General features: G+C 59.0%; 15 protein-coding genes. 8 read left to right on the top strand and 7 right to left on the bottom strand.

All coding sequences use genetic code 11. The annotated features are described in order from the left end of the window. Position 1: 1 nt before the first annotated feature. The gene (locus BKD70_RS09290; RefSeq protein ID WP_047273167.1) at positions 2 to 319 is read right to left on the bottom strand and encodes a chaperone modulator CbpM; all 318 of its coding nucleotides are present in this window, start codon (positions 317 to 319) and stop codon (positions 2 to 4) included. 2 nt (positions 320 to 321) lie between these two features. Then, positions 322 to 1,233, bottom strand: a complete 912-nt coding sequence (gene cbpA, locus BKD70_RS09295) for a curved DNA-binding protein (RefSeq protein WP_047273166.1) — start codon at positions 1,231 to 1,233, stop codon at positions 322 to 324. 301 nt (positions 1,234 to 1,534) lie between these two features. Between cbpA and BKD70_RS09300 the strand changes: the two genes are divergently transcribed. Next, positions 1,535 to 2,800 carry an Hsp70 family protein gene (locus BKD70_RS09300; RefSeq protein ID WP_047273165.1) on the top strand — a complete coding sequence of 422 codons (1,266 nt, stop codon included), beginning with the start codon at positions 1,535 to 1,537 and terminating at the stop codon, positions 2,798 to 2,800. Positions 2,801 to 2,854: 54 nt separating this feature from the next. Here BKD70_RS09300 and BKD70_RS09305 read toward each other — a convergent pair whose 3' ends face one another. From BKD70_RS09305 to BKD70_RS09315, 3 genes are all read right to left on the bottom strand, one after another. Further along, complete coding sequence (locus BKD70_RS09305) at positions 2,855 to 3,865, bottom strand: AI-2E family transporter (protein WP_047273164.1); 1,011 nt, start codon at positions 3,863 to 3,865, stop codon at positions 2,855 to 2,857. 206 nt (positions 3,866 to 4,071) lie between these two features. After that, the gene (locus BKD70_RS09310; RefSeq protein ID WP_047273163.1) at positions 4,072 to 4,362 is read right to left on the bottom strand and encodes a PsiF family protein; all 291 of its coding nucleotides are present in this window, start codon (positions 4,360 to 4,362) and stop codon (positions 4,072 to 4,074) included. Positions 4,363 to 4,446: 84 nt separating this feature from the next. Beyond that, entirely contained in the window at positions 4,447 to 5,235 is a 789-nt protein-coding gene (locus tag BKD70_RS09315; protein ID WP_047273162.1) for a helix-turn-helix transcriptional regulator, read from the bottom strand. Positions 5,236 to 5,332: 97 nt separating this feature from the next. On the opposite strand from BKD70_RS09315, the gene BKD70_RS09320 reads away from it, so the two are divergent. Together BKD70_RS09320 and BKD70_RS09325 are read left to right on the top strand one after the other, a co-directional pair. Next, positions 5,333 to 6,211, top strand: a complete 879-nt coding sequence (locus tag BKD70_RS09320; protein ID WP_047273161.1) for a DMT family transporter — start codon at positions 5,333 to 5,335, stop codon at positions 6,209 to 6,211. 86 nt (positions 6,212 to 6,297) lie between these two features. After that, positions 6,298 to 6,828: a bacterioferritin gene (locus BKD70_RS09325; RefSeq protein ID WP_047273160.1), complete on the top strand. Its 531-nt coding sequence runs from the start codon at positions 6,298 to 6,300 to the stop codon at positions 6,826 to 6,828. Between the two features lie 129 nt (positions 6,829 to 6,957). Here the strand turns inward: BKD70_RS09325 and BKD70_RS09330 are convergent, their stop codons facing one another. Then, a complete protein-coding gene (locus BKD70_RS09330; RefSeq protein ID WP_047273159.1) occupies positions 6,958 to 9,033 on the bottom strand; it encodes an AsmA family protein in 2,076 nt (691 codons plus the stop codon). 275 nt (positions 9,034 to 9,308) lie between these two features. Between BKD70_RS09330 and BKD70_RS09335 the strand changes: the two genes are divergently transcribed. The 5 genes from BKD70_RS09335 (at position 9,309) to ureG (ending at position 12,363) form a co-directional block, all read left to right on the top strand. After that, positions 9,309 to 9,587 (top strand): hypothetical protein, encoded by a 279-nt coding sequence (locus BKD70_RS09335; RefSeq protein ID WP_047273158.1) that lies wholly within the window; start codon positions 9,309 to 9,311, stop codon positions 9,585 to 9,587. Between the two features lie 174 nt (positions 9,588 to 9,761). Next, a complete protein-coding gene (locus tag BKD70_RS09340; RefSeq protein WP_047273157.1) occupies positions 9,762 to 10,394 on the top strand; it encodes a TetR family transcriptional regulator in 633 nt (210 codons plus the stop codon). Positions 10,395 to 10,567: 173 nt separating this feature from the next. Beyond that, positions 10,568 to 11,068, top strand: coding sequence for an urease accessory protein UreE (gene ureE, locus BKD70_RS09345; RefSeq protein ID WP_047273156.1), 501 nt, complete (start codon positions 10,568 to 10,570; stop codon positions 11,066 to 11,068). Continuing rightward, positions 11,065 to 11,739 carry an urease accessory protein UreF gene (locus BKD70_RS09350; RefSeq protein ID WP_047273155.1) on the top strand — a complete coding sequence of 225 codons (675 nt, stop codon included), beginning with the start codon at positions 11,065 to 11,067 and terminating at the stop codon, positions 11,737 to 11,739. Before ureE ends, BKD70_RS09350 begins: the two co-directional genes overlap by 4 nt. Positions 11,740 to 11,748: 9 nt before the next feature. Next, positions 11,749 to 12,363: an urease accessory protein UreG gene (gene ureG / locus BKD70_RS09355; RefSeq protein WP_047273154.1), complete on the top strand. Its 615-nt coding sequence runs from the start codon at positions 11,749 to 11,751 to the stop codon at positions 12,361 to 12,363. A gap of 79 nt (positions 12,364 to 12,442) precedes the next feature. Here the strand turns inward: ureG and BKD70_RS09360 are convergent, their stop codons facing one another. Next, a complete protein-coding gene (locus tag BKD70_RS09360) occupies positions 12,443 to 13,348 on the bottom strand; it encodes a cation diffusion facilitator family transporter (RefSeq protein ID WP_047273153.1) in 906 nt (301 codons plus the stop codon). Between the last annotated feature and the right edge of the window lie 13 nt (positions 13,349 to 13,361).

Consider the following 13,361-nt stretch of genomic DNA (forward strand, 5'->3'; position numbering starts at 1 on the left):
GTCAGGCGTTGGGGTTGCTGCCCACAAACCGCCCCAGTTGCTGCTTCAGGCGGCGGTTTTCAGACCGCAGGTGCTGCACCTCTTCGAGCAAGTCCAGCGCCAGGGCGACGCCTTCCCATTCCAGGTCAAGGTCTTGATGCAGCTTGGCTGCACGCTTTGCGATGACCAGTTCATAGTCTTCAAAACGCCACGCCTCCGGTGCGTGGCCCTGAGGTTCGATAATTCCGTGTTCGACGATCTCTATCACGTAAGTGGCCGGTAAATTGGCCTCCTCGCAGAACCTTTCCATGTCCAGCTGAACGATCAGGGTGCTGCTCATGATCAATTACTCCATTGGGCTCTCGGATCAAAGGCTGCTTTGTCAGCCAGCTCTTGCCACAAGGTTTTGCTCGCCTCGTCAGTGTGTTTGGGCATGACCACTTTCAATTGGGCATACAAATCGCCGCGCTGACCTTTCTTGTCCATCAAACCATGGCCCTTGATGCGCAAACGCTGGCCGCTCTGGCTGTCCGGACGAATGGTCAGGTTGATCTTGCTGGTCAGCGTCGGCACGGCGACCTTGGTCCCCAATGCGGCTTCCCACGGCGCCAAAGGCACCGTAATCACCAGATCGTGGCCTTCCACGTCGAACTTCGGATGCGGTGCAAACCGAATGATCAGGTATAGATCACCATTGGCCCCGCCGCCCATGCCCGGGCCACCCTGACCTTTGAGGCGAATGCGCTCGCCGTCGGTCACACCGGCCGGGATCTTCACGTTCAGGGTCTTGCTGGTGCCACCCACCTGAAAGCTGATCTGCTTGGACTCGCCCGACAGGGTTTCTTCCAGAAAAATCGGTAATTCCATTTCAACATCCTGCCCGCGACGACCCGCGCTGCGGCTTGATTGACCACCAAAGCCATTACCGCGCGAACCGAAGATCGAGCTGAAAAAGTCCGAAAAATCGCCTGCATCTTCGAAGCCGCCACTGGAACGACCCTGCCAGCCCGGTGGCCCCTGGAACGGCTGGCCGTGCTGACCGTACTTGCGAATTTCATCGTACTCGGCGCGTTTATCAGCGCTTTTCAACGCTTCATACGCTTCGTTCACGTCCTTGAATTTACTCTCGGCGTCCTTTTCTTTGCTGACATCCGGGTGATATTTGCGCGCCAGCTTGCGATAAGCGGTCTTGATCGCCTTATCGTCAGCCGTGGGTTCTACACCCAGAATCTTGTAATAGTCTTTGAAGTCCATGTAAGGATCACCATCCGTTATCAATATCGCGCCACTCAGACCACCCACAATGCTTGGGTTAGCCAGTCTGTCGATTGACCGATCTCAATCTTCCGACGCTACGGCGCTGCAAAAGTTTATCGGCAGCCTACGGGCTTCACTCAATTGCCTTACAACCACCAAGCCAATGTCTGGAAGTTTGGGGGTGAAGGATAGTCTTTCAAGGGGATTAAAACCTGCGAATTAACGAATAGTCGTGCTTCGATTCTGTGACCGTCTGACATACACTGCGCGGCCGTTTTTTAACCGGAACACGACAGACATGAAAAACGCCTCTCCGGCCCGTGCCTGCGGCATCGACTTCGGCACGTCAAACTCCACCGTCGGCTGGCTGCGCCCAGGCGTGGAAACCCTCATTGCGCTGGAGGACGACAAAATCACCCTGCCCTCGGTGGTGTTCTTCAATATTGAAGAACGCCGCCCGGTGTATGGCCGTCTGGCGCTGCATGAGTACCTGGAAGGCTATGAAGGCCGCCTGATGCGCTCACTCAAAAGTCTGCTGGGTTCCAAGCTGATCAAGCACGACACCAGTGTTCTGGGCACGGCCATGCCGTTCAAAGACCTGCTGGGGCTGTTTATCGGCCAACTGAAAAAACGCGCCGAAGCCACCGCCGGTCGCGAATTTGAAGAAGTGGTACTGGGCCGCCCGGTGTACTTCGTCGATGACGACCCGCTGGCTGACCAGGAAGCCGAAAACACCCTGACCGACGTGGCCCGTGCCATTGGCTTCAAGGAAGTGTCCTTCCAGTACGAACCCATCGCCGCCGCTTTCGACTACGAGTCGACCATCGAGCGCGAAGAGCTGGTGCTGATTGTCGACATCGGCGGCGGTACCTCCGACTTCTCGCTGGTGCGCCTGTCACCCGAGCGGCGCGGCATGGACAACCGCCAGGACGACATTCTGGCCACCGGCGGTGTGCACGTGGGCGGGACCGACTTCGACAAACAACTGAGCCTGCAAGGCGTAATGCCGCTGTTCGGCTACGGCAGCCGCATGAAGAGCGGTGCCTACATGCCCACCAGCCACCACATGAACCTGGCGACCTGGCACACCATCAACTCGGTGTACTCGCAAAAATCCCAACTGGCGTTGGGCAGCATGCGCTACGACATCGAAGACACCGGCGGCATCGACCGCCTGTTCAAGTTGATCGAACAGCGCGCCGGGCACTGGCTGGCAATGGAAATCGAAGAAACCAAAATCGAACTGACCCGCAACGACAGTCGCCACGTGCCGCTGGACCGTATCGAAGCCGGACTCAACGTTGACCTGAGCCGTGCGCTGTTCGAAGCCTCGATCGACAACCAGCTCGAACGCATCCGCAACAGCGTGACCCAACTGCTGGGCAATGCCGGCGTGGCTGTGGAGCAGGTGGACACGGTGTTCTTCACGGGCGGGTCGAGCGGTATTCCGGCATTGCGCCAAAGCGTGTCGGCCATGCTGCCCAATGCGCGTCATGTTGAAGGCAACATCTTCGGCAGCATCGGCAGCGGTCTGGCGATTGAAGCCAAAAAGCGTTACGGCTGATAGCCCATCACCCCACCCTCTCCCGCAAGGAGAGGGCTGGGTGAAGACCGGCGATCAGACCAACTCCACCTGCTTCAACTCACTCTTCAAATACGCGTAATAAATCGGCCCGGCCACCACCCCCGGCAGGCCGAACGCGGCTTCGAACACCAGCATCGCCAGCAGCAATTCCCACGACTTGGCACTGATCTGCCCGCCCACAATCTTGGCGTTCAAAAAGTATTCCAGCTTGTGGATAACGATCAGGTAGGCCAAGGCCCCCACCGCCACCCAAATCGACAGCGACAGGCCAACAATGGTGATCAGCGTGTTGGAGATCAGGTTGCCAATCACTGGCAACAGGCCCAGCAGGAAGGTCAGCACGATCAGGGTTTTGGTCAGCGGCAAGTGAACGCCGAACAACGGCAGCACCACGGCCAGGAAGACCCCGGTAAACACGGTATTGAGCAGTGCGATTTTGATCTGCGCGAAGACGATGTTGCGAAACGCCTGAACCAGCAGGTGCAGACGCTCGAACAGCGCGGCGGACAAGGGTTTGCGGCGGCTCACATCAGGGATGCGCTGCAAGGCGATGATGGCGCCCAGTACCATGCCGATCAGTAGAGTCACGAACATGTGCGCCGCGTCTTTGCCCACCAGTTGCAGGTCGCTCAAGTGCTTGTTCATCCACGCCCCGATGGCGACGCGAAACTCCGCCGCACTGGCGGGCAGGTAGCTGTCTAAAAACGGCGGCAACTGGCCACGGGCCTTGTCGACCACGGCCATGAATTTGTTCAGAGATGCACCGGGGTTCTCGGCCTCGTGCAGCAAAAAGCTGATGGCACCGGCAAAAATCAGCGCCAGCACACTGACCACCAACGTGCCCAGTAACATCACCGCCAACCAACGCGCACGGCGCCCGGCGATCAGGCGTTGCAGTTGCGGGGTGAGCATGTTGACCAGCTCGTACACCAGCAAACCCGCCAACAGGCTGGGCAACAAGCGCAAAGGAAATACCAGCAACAAACCGCCCGCAATAATGATGTAGCTGGCCAGCAAGATGTGACGCTGAGAAAACGATGGCATACAGCCTCAAAACAAGCAGGGTAAAAGGACGGGCAGTCTGCCAGCCTTCGACGGGGATCACTACATAATGTGACTGCCGGAGGACGGGGCAGGCCCTCTGATCAGCCCTGGCCAAGGCTGCGTAGGGTTAGCGCCGCGCTTGAATGAACGCGGTGTCTCGCAACGCTTCGCAGCCTGGGGCAGTGAGAACGCGGGGCGACAAGTGACTACTTTTTCTTCAGGCAATCGCTCATGAACGCTTTACGCTCATCACCCTTGAGTGCCTGGGTGGTGGCGGTGGCATTGCAGGTTTTCATTTTTTCTTGCTGAGTCATCGCACCGGCCGGCTTGGCTTTGAGGCAACTGCTCATAAAGGCTTTACGCGCGTCGCCTTTGAGGGTTTTGGCACTGGCCTCGGCGTTGCACGCGGTCATTTTGTTTTGTTGGGCCGTGGCCGCAAACCCTTGCGAGCACACCAACACACCCACCAGCAGCAGAGGAACACGCAGCATCTTCATGGAGTTTTCTCCTTGTGGCCGCAGCGGACGCGGCGGACTTCATCGCAGTGTAGACAAACTCTGTTACAGCTTCCTCATGAGCGCTTAAACATGCCGCGCCTTGCGCCGATACTGCTCGGGCGTGCAACAGGCCAGACGCTGAAACATCGCAATAAACGCCGACGCCGTGCTGTAACCCATGTCGAAACCAATGTCTTGCACGCTGCGCGACGACGACTCCAGTGCTTCGATGGCTGCCAGAAAACGCAAGCGCTGGCGCCACTCCCCAAAGCTCATGCCCAGCTCACGCACGAACAACCGCGCCAACGTACGTTCGCTGACATGCGCCTGTTCGGCCCACTGCCCCAACGGGCGGTTGTCCCCCGGCTGTCGCTGCAAGGCGGCCAGCACCCCTTGCAAACCGGGGTGATTGGCGTAGGGCAAAAAGCATCGATGCACGGCCGCCTGGCTCAGTTGGTCGACCAGCACCTGGGCCAGACGCTGGTCGGCCTCGCCTTCGGGAATGTTGACATCGCGGCGGGCGAAGTCGCTAAGGATGGCTTTCAGGATGTCGCTGATCGCCAACGTGACCGGCCGGGGCGGCAGGTGCTGGCAATGCGCTGCGTCCAGATACACCGAACGGTAAACAATGGCTTGGGCATTGTAGGCACTGTGCTCGGTATTGGGCGGGATCCATAACGCGTACTGCGGCGGCGACATAAACCGCTGCCCGTCGACCTCAAAACGCATCACGCCATGGGCCACGTAGTCCAGCGACCCCCAGGCATGCCGGTGTGGGCACGCGTGGCTGTGCGCGTCGATTTCGGCGTAACGAAAGTAGACCGGAGCCGGTAATTGATCGAACTCGGGAACGCTGATCAGGTTCTTGCGCATGCTGTCTGGATTCACGAAGAGGTTGGCTGGATCGAAGTATAGGCCTGCGGACAGACAAGCGGATAATCGCGGCTCATTAATCCTGTGGTTGTTCCTGATGCAATACGCTTACCCGCTACTGGCCATTTTTATCTGGGCCGGCAATACCGTGATCAACAAACTCGCCGTGGGGGCGATCTTTCCCTCGGAGATCGGCTTTTATCGCTGGCTGCTGGCCGGGCTGCTGTTTACCCCGTTCATGATCAAACCGGTGCTGGCCAACTGGCCGGTCATCCGCCCCAACCTGGGCAAGATCTTTATCCTCGGCGTGCTGGGCATGGCGGTGTATCAAAGCCTTGCCTACTACGCGGCGGCCCGCACCTCGGCCACCAACATGGGCATCATTTTGTCGCTGATGCCGTTGATGGTGCTCACCCTGTCCATCATCAGCCTCGGCCAGCGCCTGACCGCAGGGGCGCTGGTGGGCGCCGTGCTGTCGTTTTTCGGGGTGCTGGTGGTGGTCTCCAGTGGCAGCCTCGGCACCTTGCTCGATCAAGGCCTGAACCTGGGAGACGCGATGATGCTCGTCGCCACCCTCGCCTACGCGATTTACAGCACCCTGCTCAAGAAGTGGCAACTGCGCCTGCCGCCGTTGCAGATGCTCTACCTGCAAGTGCTGGTGGCGATTGTGGTGCTGCTGCCGCTGTACCTGATCTCGCCCAAGGTCGGCCCGACCGTGCACAACATCGGCCTGGTGCTGTACGCCTGCGTGCTGGCGTCGATGATTGCGCCGTTGGCCTGGATGAAGGCCGTTGCATTGCTGGGGCCGAGCCGCACCACCCTGTTCTTCAACTTGCTGCCCTTGATTACCGCCTTGATTGCCGCCGTGGTGCTTAAAGAGCAATTGCACCTGTTTCATCTTGTGGGTGGGGCATTGACGCTGGGCGGGGTGATTCTGTCGGAACGCTGGACCACGCCGGTGCGCAACATCCGATAAAACTTTCTCGGTGCGCTGAACTCACACCCTATGAACCGACTTCGCCAGCAGAGCGAGGCGGCAACCGGATTAGTGAGGAGATTGAAATGACCGAGATAACGTTATCCGACAAGCAAACCCTTCGCGAACGCGCTCGCAAGAACGTCGAAGAAGGTGCCGTAACCGAAGGCTACAGCGCAGACCGCGAAGAAATTCTGCGGTTGCTCAATGAGTCGCTGGCCACCGAACTGGTTTGTGTTCTGCGCTACAAGCGTCATTACTTCATGGCCAGTGGCCTGAAGGCCAGCGTCGCGGCGGATGAGTTCCTGGAGCACGCCAATCAGGAGATGGAACACGCCGACAAACTGGCCGAGCGTATCGTTCAGTTGGGCGGCGAGCCGGAGTTCAACCCTGACCTGCTGTCCAAGAACGCCCACGCCCAATACGTGGCCGGTACGACCTTGAAAGAAATGGTGTACGAAGACCTGGTCGCTGAGCGGATTGCTGTCGACAGCTACCGTGAAATCATTCAGTACATTGGCGACAAAGACCCGACCACCCGCCGGATCTTCGAAGACATCCTCGCGCAAGAGGAAGAGCACGCCGACGACATGGCCGACATTCTGCAAGACCTGTAAGCCTCATCAGGCCGACAGCGCCCGCCCCCCGTCACGTGGGGGCGGGCTTTTTTACGGGTTTTTTGCGTGCTTGAGCCCTCGCCCCCCACCCTCTCCCGCGCAGGGAAAGGTGGGAATGAGGGCAAGCCTTTACTTCACGGTCTTGGGCACTTTGCCTTGCTGCATCTGTTGCAGCAGCGGTGCGCACTGGTTGGGTTCGTCGCCACTCGGCGCCACCAACGCCAGCAGTCCGGCTGCCGGGCCAGCAATCACACCCAGAGCGACCATGCCCGCACCGCGCAGCATCAACGGCACGGCTTGCACGCCCGCCGACGGGTTACCAAACGTTCCGCGCACGTACAACGGCGAACGCAGCGAGAACAACCGCAGCCCCTTGGACTCCGGGGTGATTTTCAGGTCCAGTTGCTCGGTGGCGAAGTTAGCCGTGCCGTCGATGTAGATGATCGCGTTCTCGGTGTCGAACACGAACAGCCGCGACGTCGCCAGGCCGTCTTTGATCCCGAAGTCCGCCGCCGCGCAGTTGATCTTCACGTCTTCGTCACCAAAGATTTTGCCCACGATGTAGTTGCCCACATTGAGCCCGGCAATTTCCATCAGGCCACGGCTGATGGCGCCGTCGTTGACGATCATTTTCAAGCCGCCATTCGAGGTGGCCAACAACTTGGCCACCGAATTGCCACGCCCGGAGATTTCCGCATCGCCATTGAGCTCACCGAAGCTGGTTTTCATAGGCTCGAAGGTGGGGAACAGTTGCTTGAGTTTGAAATTGCGCGCGGTCAGTTTGGCCCGGCCTTCCAGCGGTGTGCTGCGGCCGTTGAGGCGAATCTGCGCGTCCAGCTTGCCGCCCGCCACGCCGAAACGCAGCGGTTCCAGGCTTAATTGGCCATCGTTCAACACCAGGTGCGTGTAGAGATCGGTAAACGGCAGCTCGGCGCTTTGCACGATGCGTTTGCCGGTGAATTCCACGTCGGCGTCCATGTCGCGCCAGCGTTCGGTACGGAATTCTTCCACCGGCAGCACCTTACCCGCCGGTTGCTTGCTCGCGCCTGCGCTGGCTTTCGGGGCGTTGGCGGCTTTGCTGCTGTCCACGCCGATCAACGGCCCAAGGTCAGCCATCAACAGTTGATTGGACACCAACTTGCCCGACAACGTGGGGCGCGGCTGGCTGGCGGCGTATTTCAGGTCGCCGTGGATGTCACTGTTGCCAATCTTGCCGTTGAAGTTTTCATAGGTGAACACGGCACCGCCCGGCTCATGCAGCTTGGCAATCAAGTGGCCATCTGTGGAATAAGGCGGCGAATCCGGCAATGTCACGCCCGTCAGCGGATAGAGGTTGCTCAAGCTGCTGCCAGCCAGTTTCAGGCGCAGATCAAGCGCCCCCAGGTTGAGCGGGTCCCTGAGGGTGCCGGCCAACGCGACCTTGGTGTCAGCGATGCTGACTTGAGCCTGCAACGGGAAGGGTTGGTTCGCGTCCTGAAGCGCTAACAAGCCACCGATCTTGCCTGTGCCGTCGAGGTTCTGACCGTGGTACTGGCCTTTGACCTTCAACGCGAAGGCGTAGTCCTGCGGAGTAGCGCCCTTTTCTTGCGACTTTTTCGCCTCTTTCTCACCCACGATTTCACTGAACGGAATCGGCTTGCCCAGCGGATCAATCACTACATCCAGCCGGGTTTTCAGGGTCTGGTCATTAAGGGTCACGTGACCCTTGTCGAATTTGATGGCACCGATGTCCACCGTCCAGTTGGAGGGTTCGGCGTCCGGGTCCTTGGGATCGAAAGTGAAGGTCCAGTTCGCCCGGCCATCCGCCAACCGCACCAGGTCGGCGCTCGGCTGAACCAAATCAATACGCGGAATGGCTACGGTCTGGGTCAGTAAGGCCAACGGCGACAGACGCGCCTCAACCTTGTTCAAACTGGCCATCTGGGGCGTCTTCGACCACTCGGGGTTGCCCAGCGTCAGGTCTTCAGCGATCACGTGCGGCCACGGCACCCAGGCGCGCCAGCCGCCTTCATCGGGCTCACGCTGCCACTGCACAGCCAGATTGCCGTTGATGGCAAACGGGCGATGCAAAATTTCAGAAACCTTAGTGTTGATGGTCGGCTTGAGGCGGTTCCAGTCGAAGGTGGCGATCAGCACCACCAGCACGGCGACCAACAGGGCAAACAGGCCCACAACCCAGGCAAGCACTTTACGGGTGCGCGTCATGACACGGCTCCTTATTACGTCTGAACGTCCAGATTGCGACGCGTATAAAAGTACGACCGGCAAAGACGGTCCAAGGTTTAACCCGTGTGCCGCTTTGCCTCAAAAAAGCCTCGTGTTCTCTTTTACCCGTCCGCAAAGCAGCGGGCTAGAGGCCTTTGGTTGAACAATCAATTGTGTTGATTATCACCATTGGCCGTATGAACTTTGTTATCGAAAATCCAAGCGTAGCATTGCCCCCGTACCCACTGACTGCCTTGCTACGGAGCACCCGCATCATGAAACGCCCAGCCATGTTTGGTTTGACCCTGTCACTGTTTGCCTTTAACGCCTTCGCCCTGCCCGCTGAAGATCAGTCGGCACCCTTGGCACAACCCGCCTCCAGCACCTTGAGCGAGCCTTTGAACCCGGTTGCTGAAGACGGCGCACAACGCACGCTGGATCAACACAACCGTGTGGCCGAAGACGGTTACGACCGCACCCAGAAGCAGCAACAAAACCGCCTGGCCGAAGGTGGCGCAGAGCGTCTGGCCGAAAGGAATCAACGTGCCAGCTAAGCGCACCGCAGTCGTCGCTGACGAGCAGCGCGAAACGATCGCAAGCCCGACCCCGCGTTATTCGTCACTAACGACTGCGTCACGTTCACCCGCCTGAGTCTTTAACTGCGTTCGACGTCATCAAAGCTGATTTGCTAGAGTGCGCCGCTGCACTTGTCAGGAAGACCCGCCCAGATGCTCCCCCGCGCCGAACAGAAACAACAGACCCGCCTTGCGCTGATGGACGCCGCCCGCCACTTGATGGAATCGGGGCGCGGCTTTGGCAGCCTCAGCTTGCGTGAAGTCGCAAAAACCGCTGGCATCGTGCCCACCGGCTTTTATAGGCACTTCAGCGACATGGACCAATTGGGCCTGGCGTTGGTCAGCGAGGTCGGCCAGACCTTTCGCGAAACCATCCGCCTGGTACGCCATAACGAATTGTTCATGGGCGGCGTGATTAACGCATCGGTGCGGATTTTCCTCGATGTGGTCGAGGCCAATCGCTCGCAGTTTCTGTTCCTCGCGCGGGAGCAATACGGCGGTTCGCAACCGGTTCGGCAGGCCATCGCGGCGTTGCGCGAAGACATCACCTCCGACCTGGCCGCCGACCTCGGCTCCAAGCCCAAGCTGCACCATCTCAATCCGGCGGCGCTGACCGTGATTGCCGATCTGGTGGTCAAAAGTGTATTTGCGGCGTTGCCCGATGTGATTGATCCGCCCGCCGAACCGCTGCCGGACTACCTGCAACCGCAGGCCAAAATCAGCCAGCAACTGCGCTTCATCTTCATTGGCCTCAAACACTGGCAAGGGTTGGGCAGCACCGAGTAAGCGACTTCGCACCTCATTGGTGCAACACAGCCCAGTGTGCGCACTTGTTTAGATCAAGTTTCATCTTCCTGCTCTGTTTTTGAGCATACGATTCGCGACATCAGCGCTGCCCGGCCAGGTTGGCAAGCCCCTTGCTGTGAGCATGCCTATCGTTAATCGCAGGAAGCCTACCGATGCTGGTTATTCACCGAAGAGTCGACGCCCACCCCGTGTGGAGCGCCGAGCTGCACCTCAACTTCGAAGCCCGAAGCAAAAGCCGTCTGCGCTGTTTCAGCAGCGACGGTGAAGAGGTCGGGCTGTTTCTGGACCGCGGGCAGACGCCCCTGCACGACGGCGAATTCCTTCAGGCGCAGGACGGGCGCATCGTGCGCGTCTGCGCCAGCCCTGAACACCTGCTGCACGTCACGTGCGACAACGCGTTCGAACTGACCCGCGCCGCTTATCACTTGGGCAATCGCCACGTAGCGCTGCAAGTGGGTGACGGCTGGCTGCGACTGCTGGATGACTACGTGCTCAAGGCGATGCTCGATCAACTGGGCGCCTGCACCGAATCCATCGAAGCCCCGTTCCAGCCTGAACACGGCGCTTACGGCGGTGGTCATCACCACTCCCGGGCGGGCGAAGAAGACTTCAACTACGCGCCCAAACTTCACCAGTTTGGTGTGCGTTTGTGAGCCCGGCCTGGGCGCTGCTGCGTCTAGCCAGCCCGCAATTGCCCATTGGCGGCTACAGCTATTCCCAAGGGCTGGAAATGGCGGTGGAGCAAGGCCGGGTGCGCGATCCGGCCAGCGCCGCGCGCTGGATCAACGACCAGTTGCTGCTCAACCTCGCCCGCTTCGAAGCCCCGCTATTGCTCGCTCACTGCCAGGCTGCCGCCCAAGCAGACTGGCCCGCCCTGCAACGGTTTTGTGACGAACACCGCGCCAGCCGGGAAACCCGCGAACTGCATCAGGAAAGCCGGCAAATGGGCTATTCCCTGCAACAGTTGCTGAGCGGCTTACCTGAACTGGATGAGCCCGCGCGGCAGTTCCTCTTACAGCAAGACGAGCCGCATCTGGCGCTTGGCTGGGCACTCGCCGCACGTGCGTGGGGCATCAACCCGCAGGACGCGTTGGCGGCATGGCTCTGGAGCTGGCTGGAGAACCAGTTGGCCGTGTTGATGAAAACACTGCCGTTAGGCCAGCAAACGGCACAACGCATGACCAGCGAGTTATCCCCAAGCCTGCAACTGGCGCAACTGCACGCCAGTCATCTGGATGTTTCCCACATGGGCAGCGCCGCTTTTGGCCTGTCTTTAGCGAGCATGGCCCACGAGCGCCAGTACAGCCGCCTGTTTCGGTCCTAGGAGTTTTGAATGAATACACAACCTCTGCGTGTCGGCATTGGTGGGCCGGTCGGATCAGGTAAAACCGCGCTGACCTTGGCGTTGTGCCTGGCGTTGCGGGACCGTTACAACCTGGCGGTCGTGACCAACGATATTTATACCCGCGAAGATGCCGACTTTTTGGTACGCAACCAGGCATTGGCACCCGAACGCATCATTGGCGTGGAAACCGGCGGCTGTCCCCATACCGCCATCCGCGAAGACGCCTCGATCAACCTCGAAGCGGTGGATCAATTGAACCGCCGCTTTCCCGGCCTGGACGTGATTCTGGTGGAATCGGGTGGGGATAACTTGTCGGCCACGTTCAGCCCCGAACTCTCCGACCTGACGATCTACGTGATCGACGTGTCGGCGGGTGACAAGTTACCGCGCAAAGGTGGGCCGGGAATCTGCAAGTCGGACTTGCTGGTGATCAACAAAATCGACCTGGCACCGCTGGTGGGCGCCTCGCTGGAGCTGATGGACAGCGATACGCGGCGCATGCGCGGCGACAAACCGTTTGTGTTCAGTAACCAGAAAACCGGCTTGGGCCTCGATGCGATCGTGGCTTTTATAGAGCGTCAGGGGCTGTTGATAACTCAATAGTGCGAGGTATCAGGGGGATTTTGAGCGCTTTGCGCCTGATCGCAGCCGAGTGTGGCTGCGATCCATCCTTACGCAATGATTACGCAATCCACTTGCGGTCGCCGGTAAAGCAAATGGTCAGCCAGCGTGCGCTGTCAGCCTTGCCCAGCATCGCGGATATTTCCTCACGAATGGCATCAAGGGTTTTCACACTCGTCAGCGGATACCCCGAAGGCAACACGATGTGAATTTCAATGAAACGCGCCCGGCCATGCTTCTGCACATAGGTTTTGTAACCTTCAAAACCATGCCGCGCCGAGGCGATTTCCAGTGCCTCGCGCACCTTGTCGTCCAGTGCGTCGGGGGCAATCCCCAGCACGTCGCGCAATGCCGGCTTGAGGATTTTGAACGCAGGCGCAAGCATGCTCAGGGCCAGCACAATCAGGATTGCCGGGTCCACATAAGCTGCCCACTGTGCATAACCCTGATGCGTCAGGGCCAGCGCCGTGAGGAAACTGATCAACAGGCCCACCGACAACATGGCATCCACCAGCCAACTGATGTTGTCGAACTGAATCAGCGTCGATTTCAACGTTCGATTTTTGCGCCGAACCCAGAAGTAGTAGCCAAATTCGATCACGGTAAACACCGCTGCGTAGAGGATGACCAGCCCCAGTTCAATCTCGCGCCCGCCATTGATGATGCCGAACACACCATTCAGAAAGGCATAGATCGCAATCAATAAGAGGAAGCTGCCTTCGATCAACAACACCATGGGTTCAAGGTGCCAGAAGCCGAACTGGAAACGCTGGTTGCTCTCCTTGGCGATGAGTTGCGCCGTTATGAGCATCAACACCTTGATAAACGTTGCGATCAACGAGAAAAAGCCATCAAACAGGATGGATTGCGACCCCGAAATAAAACCCGTCACGATGCCCGCAATGGCCACCGCAAACATTAGAACAGTCGATTGTTTGAGCAGAATCTGCTCGCCACGGTTACTCACAAAAACTCCTTTC

This window comes from Pseudomonas sp. BS-2016 (assembly GCF_001806145.1).
Taxonomy (GTDB): Bacteria; Pseudomonadota; Gammaproteobacteria; order Pseudomonadales; family Pseudomonadaceae; genus Aquipseudomonas; species Aquipseudomonas lundensis.

Bases quoted from the DNA above. Each gene is read 5' to 3' on its own strand.
- BKD70_RS09305 (WP_047273164.1), bottom strand. From the start codon at position 3,865: ATGCCATCGTTTTCTCAGCGTCACATCTTGCTGGCCAGCTACATCATT.
- BKD70_RS09300 (WP_047273165.1), top strand. From the start codon at position 1,535: ATGAAAAACGCCTCTCCGGCCCGTGCCTGCGGCATCGACTTCGGCACG.
- BKD70_RS09320 (WP_047273161.1), top strand. From the start codon at position 5,333: ATGCAATACGCTTACCCGCTACTGGCCATTTTTATCTGGGCCGGCAAT.
- BKD70_RS09325 (WP_047273160.1), top strand. From the start codon at position 6,298: ATGACCGAGATAACGTTATCCGACAAGCAAACCCTTCGCGAACGCGCT.
- BKD70_RS09310 (WP_047273163.1), bottom strand. From the start codon at position 4,362: ATGAAGATGCTGCGTGTTCCTCTGCTGCTGGTGGGTGTGTTGGTGTGC.
- ureE (WP_047273156.1), top strand. From the start codon at position 10,568: ATGCTGGTTATTCACCGAAGAGTCGACGCCCACCCCGTGTGGAGCGCC.
- cbpA (WP_047273166.1), bottom strand. From the start codon at position 1,233: ATGGACTTCAAAGACTATTACAAGATTCTGGGTGTAGAACCCACGGCT.
- ureG (WP_047273154.1), top strand. From the start codon at position 11,749: ATGAATACACAACCTCTGCGTGTCGGCATTGGTGGGCCGGTCGGATCA.
- BKD70_RS09340 (WP_047273157.1), top strand. From the start codon at position 9,762: ATGCTCCCCCGCGCCGAACAGAAACAACAGACCCGCCTTGCGCTGATG.
- BKD70_RS09330 (WP_047273159.1), bottom strand. From the start codon at position 9,033: ATGACGCGCACCCGTAAAGTGCTTGCCTGGGTTGTGGGCCTGTTTGCC.
- BKD70_RS09335 (WP_047273158.1), top strand. From the start codon at position 9,309: ATGAAACGCCCAGCCATGTTTGGTTTGACCCTGTCACTGTTTGCCTTT.
- BKD70_RS09315 (WP_047273162.1), bottom strand. From the start codon at position 5,235: ATGCGCAAGAACCTGATCAGCGTTCCCGAGTTCGATCAATTACCGGCT.
- BKD70_RS09290 (WP_047273167.1), bottom strand. From the start codon at position 319: ATGAGCAGCACCCTGATCGTTCAGCTGGACATGGAAAGGTTCTGCGAG.